Origin of the sequence: Candidatus Magnetaquicoccus inordinatus (genome assembly GCF_004217665.1) — a bacterium.
Lineage (GTDB): Bacteria > Pseudomonadota > Magnetococcia > Magnetococcales > Magnetaquicoccaceae > Magnetaquicoccus > Magnetaquicoccus inordinatus.
In genome coordinates this window covers 1-5,659 of the sequence record NZ_RXIU01000231.1, presented here as the reverse complement: position 1 = coordinate 5,659, position 5,659 = coordinate 1, and the positions used below count along the sequence as shown (strand labels likewise).

4 protein-coding genes are annotated in these 5,659 nt (G+C 57.1%); 1 reads left to right on the top strand and 3 read right to left on the bottom strand.

The window, feature by feature from the left end; translation table 11 throughout:
• Nucleotides 1-211: 211 nt before the first annotated feature.
• The 3 genes from ispG to EJP87_RS13575 form a co-directional block, all read right to left on the bottom strand.
• A complete protein-coding gene (gene ispG, locus EJP87_RS13585; RefSeq protein WP_130472409.1) occupies nt 212-1,318 on the bottom strand; it encodes a flavodoxin-dependent (E)-4-hydroxy-3-methylbut-2-enyl-diphosphate synthase in 1,107 nt (368 codons plus the stop codon).
• Nucleotides 1,315-3,141, bottom strand: coding sequence for a helix-turn-helix domain-containing protein (locus EJP87_RS18860; RefSeq protein WP_130472408.1), 1,827 nt, complete (start codon nt 3,139-3,141; stop codon nt 1,315-1,317). The genes ispG and EJP87_RS18860 overlap by 4 nt, the downstream gene beginning before the upstream one ends.
• 88 nt (nt 3,142-3,229) lie before the next feature.
• Nucleotides 3,230-4,921 (bottom strand): NAD+ synthase, encoded by a 1,692-nt coding sequence (locus EJP87_RS13575; protein WP_420886866.1) that lies wholly within the window; start codon nt 4,919-4,921, stop codon nt 3,230-3,232.
• Between the two features lie 114 nt (nt 4,922-5,035).
• Between EJP87_RS13575 and EJP87_RS13570 the strand changes: the two genes are divergently transcribed.
• On the top strand, nt 5,036-5,659 hold a 624-nt coding region (locus tag EJP87_RS13570; protein ID WP_193771391.1), incomplete at its 3' end, for a pyridoxal phosphate-dependent aminotransferase.

Here is a 5,659-nt window from a genome sequence, read left to right as displayed (position 1 = left end):
AACTGTGCATGTCGGGCGTCCGCCCTCCCAAAGAGTGCCCCTTCGGGGCACAAATCTGTGCGGCGTGCGCGAATGCTACGCATTCGCTTTTGTGAAACGCCGCACATTTTCAGCAGGGCTTTGCCCTGCACCCACCAGGAGGAGATAATCTCCTCCTGGACCTCCATAATAATTTTCTGATTTTTAAGTGCGACTGCCCTGATTTGAGCCTTCAACCAGCAGCTCTCTGCTCGGCACGCCAACGGGCAGCAGCAGCCTCCACTTCGGCAAGCAACCGCGGCAAAGCCTCACCATCCTCCACCTTGCCGACCGGTTTGCCATCCCGATACAACAAATTCCCCCCCTCTCCTCCAACCAAACCCACCGTACTCTCGCGCGCTTCGCCCGGTCCATTGACCACACAGCCCATCACCGCTACCTGAATCGGTTCGCGAATGTGCGCCAAACACTCCTCCAAACGTGCCACCAGCTCAATCACCGGCACACTCTGCCGGGCACAGGTTGGACAGGAGACAATGGTTACCCCACGACTGCGCAAGCCCAACGCTTTGAGGATGGCAAAACCCACCCGTACCTCCTCCACCGGATCCGCCGACAGAGAGACCCGCAAGGTATCGCCAATCCCCTCCGCCAACAACAAACCCAAACCAATCGATGATTTTACCGTACCGGTCAACAATCCCCCCGCTTCGGTAATCCCCAAATGCAATGGATACTCCACCTGCCGCGCCAACAGACGATAGGCGGTCACCGTCATCCCCACCTGACTGGCCTTCAAACTGACCTTGATCTCCGGATAGTCCAAATCTTCCAAAATACGGATGTGCTGCAGGGCCGACTCCACCATCGCTTCGGCACAGGGCTCGCCATAGCGAGCCAGCAGATCTTTCTCCAAGGAGCCGGCATTGACACCGATGCGAATCGGCACCCGACGCTCTCGTGCTGCACGCACCACCTCGGCCACCCGCTGTCGGGAACCGATGTTGCCCGGATTGATCCGCAAACCGGCCACCCCCTGCTGCAACGCCAACAAAGCCAAACGATAATCAAAATGAATATCGGCAATCAACGGTACCGACACCTGACGCACAATCTCCCCCACCGCCAGGGCCGACTCGCTATCAGGACAGGAGAGACGCACGATATCGGCTCCTGCCGCCGCCAAAGCCTGAATCTGCGCTACCGTCTCAGCAACCTGCCGGGTATCGGTGTTGGTCATTGATTGCACACTGATCGGCGCATCCCCCCCCACTGTGACACTACCCACCTGCAGCGGACGGCTATAGCGCCGAGGCGCATTCAACAGTGTATCTCTCATGGCTTGGCCCGACGCAACAGAGCCTCCGCTGTCAACTCCACACCACCCACCTCGGCACCAGCGCTCCCCAACTGAGGCAATTCACGCTGGCCAACTCGTACCCGCACCGAAGAGCTATTGCCCAAAGTTGCCGTAAAACGTCCCCCTGCCGGAACCCGAAAGATATGGTTAGGCTGCATCACCATATCCTTGACTATCAATCCCTTCTCATCCTGAATCTGCACCCAGACCATCTCACTGGCCACCAGGGAGACAGCCTGCTCGGACTCCGCTTGCAAATCACTAGGACTATTGATCTTTTCCTGATAACGCTTGCTGATTATCGTCGATGGATCACCACTCTCTTTGCTTGCAGGCTTGCGCGCTGGCTCTGCTGGTTTCACTGGCTCTACCGGTTTCACTGGCTCTACCGGTTTGACTGGCTCCACTGCTTTCGCTGGCTCCACTGCTTTTATTGGCTCCACCACCTTGGCAACCACTGGCGGCTTCTCCACCGCCTTGGCTGTCTCGGCTGCTTTAGGCGGTTCCAGGGGTTTAGGCGCCTCTACCACTTTGGGTGCCTCTACGGGTTTTGCTGGCTCTGTTGCCTTGCCTGGCTCCACTCTCTTGCTGGAATCGGCAACCGTCTTCACCGGCTCCTGAACCTTGCCTGCCCCCGGTGCTGCCGTTTTGCCAGCAGGCAACGCATCGGCTGCTTTGGCTACGGGGGGCTCTGCCGCTGGCTTGCCCACAGTGGTCGCACTTTTGCCACCCGCTGCTTCCTGTACTTTATTTGGCATCGATGCCCCAACAACAGCAGATGCTGTCCCTGCACCTGTAGCCGCAGCGCCTGGAGTGCTCCCACTGCGCGCCCCTGCAGTTGTCCCGCCACCCGCCTTGCTTTCCATGACCTTTTCTGGAGTCGCCTCTGTCGGTGTCACCGATAAAGCAACAGATCGACTTTCGCCCGCTGCACGATCCTTCTCGCCACTGCGGAACAGCCGTTGCCACCACTCCTTGCTGCGTTGCCAGATACCGGCTGTCGGCTCGTCACCCTCTGCACTCTGTTTGCCACTCTCCGCCTGCCCCAAACGAGCAGTCATCGTGCCGCCCTTGGCAGCAGCGCTCCCTCCTGCTGCCGGAGTCTCCTCCTCCTCTTCACCATCCCCTTCATTACCGGGATGCTCAAAAAAGCGTGCCAACATATCTTCGGCAAAATTATCTTTTTCATTGCCGTCATGCAGCACCGGATCCGGTTGGTCGGCCTGACTGTGCCGGGCCCCAGGAGGTAAAGAGTCGGCACGCATCGGCTGCGTAGCCGGCAACTGCGGAGGACGCAAAGATGCCGAGAACGGAGCAATGTAGTTTTCATACACATAATACATCATCAACAACGTCAGCACGCCACCCAACACCAGCGCTACCGAAGGACGGTGACGGGAGGTGGTCGGCGCTGGCACAAAACGGGTACTCAATGTGCCATCATTTTCCGAGCTCTCCAAATAGCGCTCAATCAAACTCCGATCTGCCAGCTCCAAAGTCTCGGCATACAAACGCAAAAAACCAGCAACAAAAGTCATGCCGGGCAGCTTTTCAACCTCTCCTGCCTCCAAAGCCATCAAATAGACGTCGCGAATACGGGTACGTCGGGCTATTTCCGCAATCGTCAACCCTTGTCTTTCCCGTGCCTGACGCAAAAAAGCTCCGACCTGCATAGGGCTTGGCGGTGAGGCACGGCTTAGTTCCACTGCCGGACTCTCCGCCACTGCTGCCGCAAATGGCTCCTCGCGTACCTGGCTGCCACGTACAGGTCGTGAGCGTACCCCTTTTTTGAACACATTCATCGCTTTTCATCCAATCACGAAAGGCGTTGTCCCGCCCGCTGCGCCAAGACGCACACAGACGCTAAAGCCAGGAATTGTTTGCCTCGTTTCATCGCACAGAAAAACCATTGGTCAAGGGATAACGACGATCCTTGCCAAAAGCACGGCGGGTAATACGTACTCCGGGTGGGGCCTGACGCCGTTTATATTCATTGCGATCCACCCGCACAATCACCTGCCGCACGGTCTCTGCATCGAGACCTGCTGCCACAATCTGCTCCGGACTCTGCTCCTGCTCCACATAGCGTTCCAGAATGGCATCCAGGATCGGATAGGGAGGCAAGGAGTCTGAATCTTTCTGGTTGGGACGCAACTCGGCCGTCGGCGGCTTGTGCATTACCCGTTCTGGAATGGGTGGGCGTTGACCACGGGCGACGGCCCAACGATTGCGCGCTGCCGCCAAACGATAGACCATATCTTTGAGCAGATCCTTGAGCACCGAAAATCCGCCCGCCATATCGCCATACAAGGTCGCATAACCGACACTCATTTCACTTTTGTTGCCGGTAGTGATCAACAGTTTGCTGCGTTTGTTGGCCACCGCCATCAGCAAAGTGGCGCGAATCCGGGGTTGAATATTTTCATCAGTCACATCTTCGCCAACTGCCGTTTCCCCCTCTTGCTGCCACAAAGGGGCCAATTGCTGACGAAACTGCGCAAACAGCGGATCGATGGAGATTTCTGACAAGCGAATTCCCAAGATGGCCGCCTCTTCTGCCGCATCCTCCAGGCTATCCACCGAGGTAAAGCGTGAGGGCATCATCAACGCCTCCACCCGCTCTGCCCCCAGGGTATCGGCACAAATCACCGCCGTCAAAGCGGAATCGATGCCACCCGACAACCCCAACACCACTCCGGAAAAGCCATTTTTACCCACATAATCGCGTAGTCCCAGACAGAGAGCCTGATAGACCTCCTCTTCCACCGTCCCTTCACTCTCTGCCTCTTTTGCCTCCAGAGCAAGAGCCTGCAACAAAATCGGCGCCTCCATCCGTGCGCCAACCCGGACAAAACGCAGATCTTCGGCGCAAAACTGGCACCGTACTATCCTTTGCACCGCACCGTGCTCATCCTGACTCATCACGAAGGAGCCACCATCAAACACCAGCTCATCCTGACCACCCACCTGATTGACATAGACCACCGGCAGACCATGTTCGGCAATGCGTTGGCGGATTATCTCCTCCCGCTCTTGCTGCTTGCCTACATGATAGGGGGAAGCATTCAGATTGATGATCAAACTGGCCCCCTGCGCCGCCAGACTGGCCAAAGGTTCTCCCGTATGCCACATATCCTCGCAAATGGTGATCCCCAGCATCACCCCGCGATAGGGAAATATCTGTACCCGATCCCCAGCCACAAAATAGCGCTGCTCATCAAAGACACTATAATTGGGGAGGCGCCATTTGGCGGCATAGCCCACCTCCTGCCCGGCCCAGACAAACACTCCCGCATTGAACAACCCTTCCCCACCGTGCCGGACTGTGCCATAAATCACATCGACTCCGCTGGTTGCCAACTCTCGATGCAACTGCTGCTCCACCTCTGCCAAACGTTGCAAAAAAAGCGGCTTCAGCAGCAGATCCTCTGGAGGATAGCCGGTCAAAACCAATTCAGGAAAGACCACCAACGCTGCTCCAGCAGCCTGCGCAGCACGAATCTGACGCAACATCATGCGCATATTCTCCTGCAAGGCACCAACATGAGGATTGACTTGGGCTATCGCCAGGATAAATTCCATTGGAGTCACGGTCACCACGGTTTGGAGATGTCGAGCATGGCGCTTGCCGCGCGCACGGGCAATCCATGCCGTGTTGAGTATATCCTCCCGGATCACAAACGAAAAGGTTCCCTCATGAATATTCGCCGTTGGGTACGGCCCGAAGTGTTGGCCATGGCAGGCTATCAGCCCGGAGAACAGCCGGATGGAGCACGTCCCTTCATTAAATTAAATACCAATGAAAACCCTTACCCACCGCCTGCCGCCGTCCTGCAAAGCCTGGCACAAGCCGATTTTAACCGCATGCGCCTCTATCCGGAACCCTCAGCGCGTCCGGTACGAGAGGCTGCCGCTGCCGCTTATGGGCTCCATCCCGAGCAGATCCTGGTGGGTAACGGCTCCGATGACCTGCTCACCATCCTGATGCGTACCTTTGTAGCTCCCGGAGCCAGTGTGGCCGTCCCTGAACCCACCTACTCTCTGTATCACAGTCTCTGTCAAATCCAGGGCGCCCAATGTATCGGCATCCCCTGGCACACCGACTGGCAACTGCCATTGCCCGAACTGGTGGCACAACAACCTGCCCTGATCTTTTTGGCCAGACCCAATGCTCCCTCTGGCCATGTGGTACCGCTTGCCACGGTCTCGGCTCTCTGTGCGCAAACTCCGGGAGTGGTGGTTCTCGATGAAGCCTATGTCGATTTTGCCGAAGATAATGGCCTCTCTTTGCTGGAAAAGCATGACAATCTGCTGCTGACG

Bases quoted from the DNA above. Each gene is read 5' to 3' on its own strand.
- ispG (WP_130472409.1), bottom strand. From the start codon at position 1,318: ATGAGAGATACACTGTTGAATGCGCCTCGGCGCTATAGCCGTCCGCTG.
- EJP87_RS18860 (WP_130472408.1), bottom strand. From the start codon at position 3,141: ATGAATGTGTTCAAAAAAGGGGTACGCTCACGACCTGTACGTGGCAGC.
- EJP87_RS13575 (WP_420886866.1), bottom strand. From the start codon at position 4,921: ATGGAATTTATCCTGGCGATAGCCCAAGTCAATCCTCATGTTGGTGCC.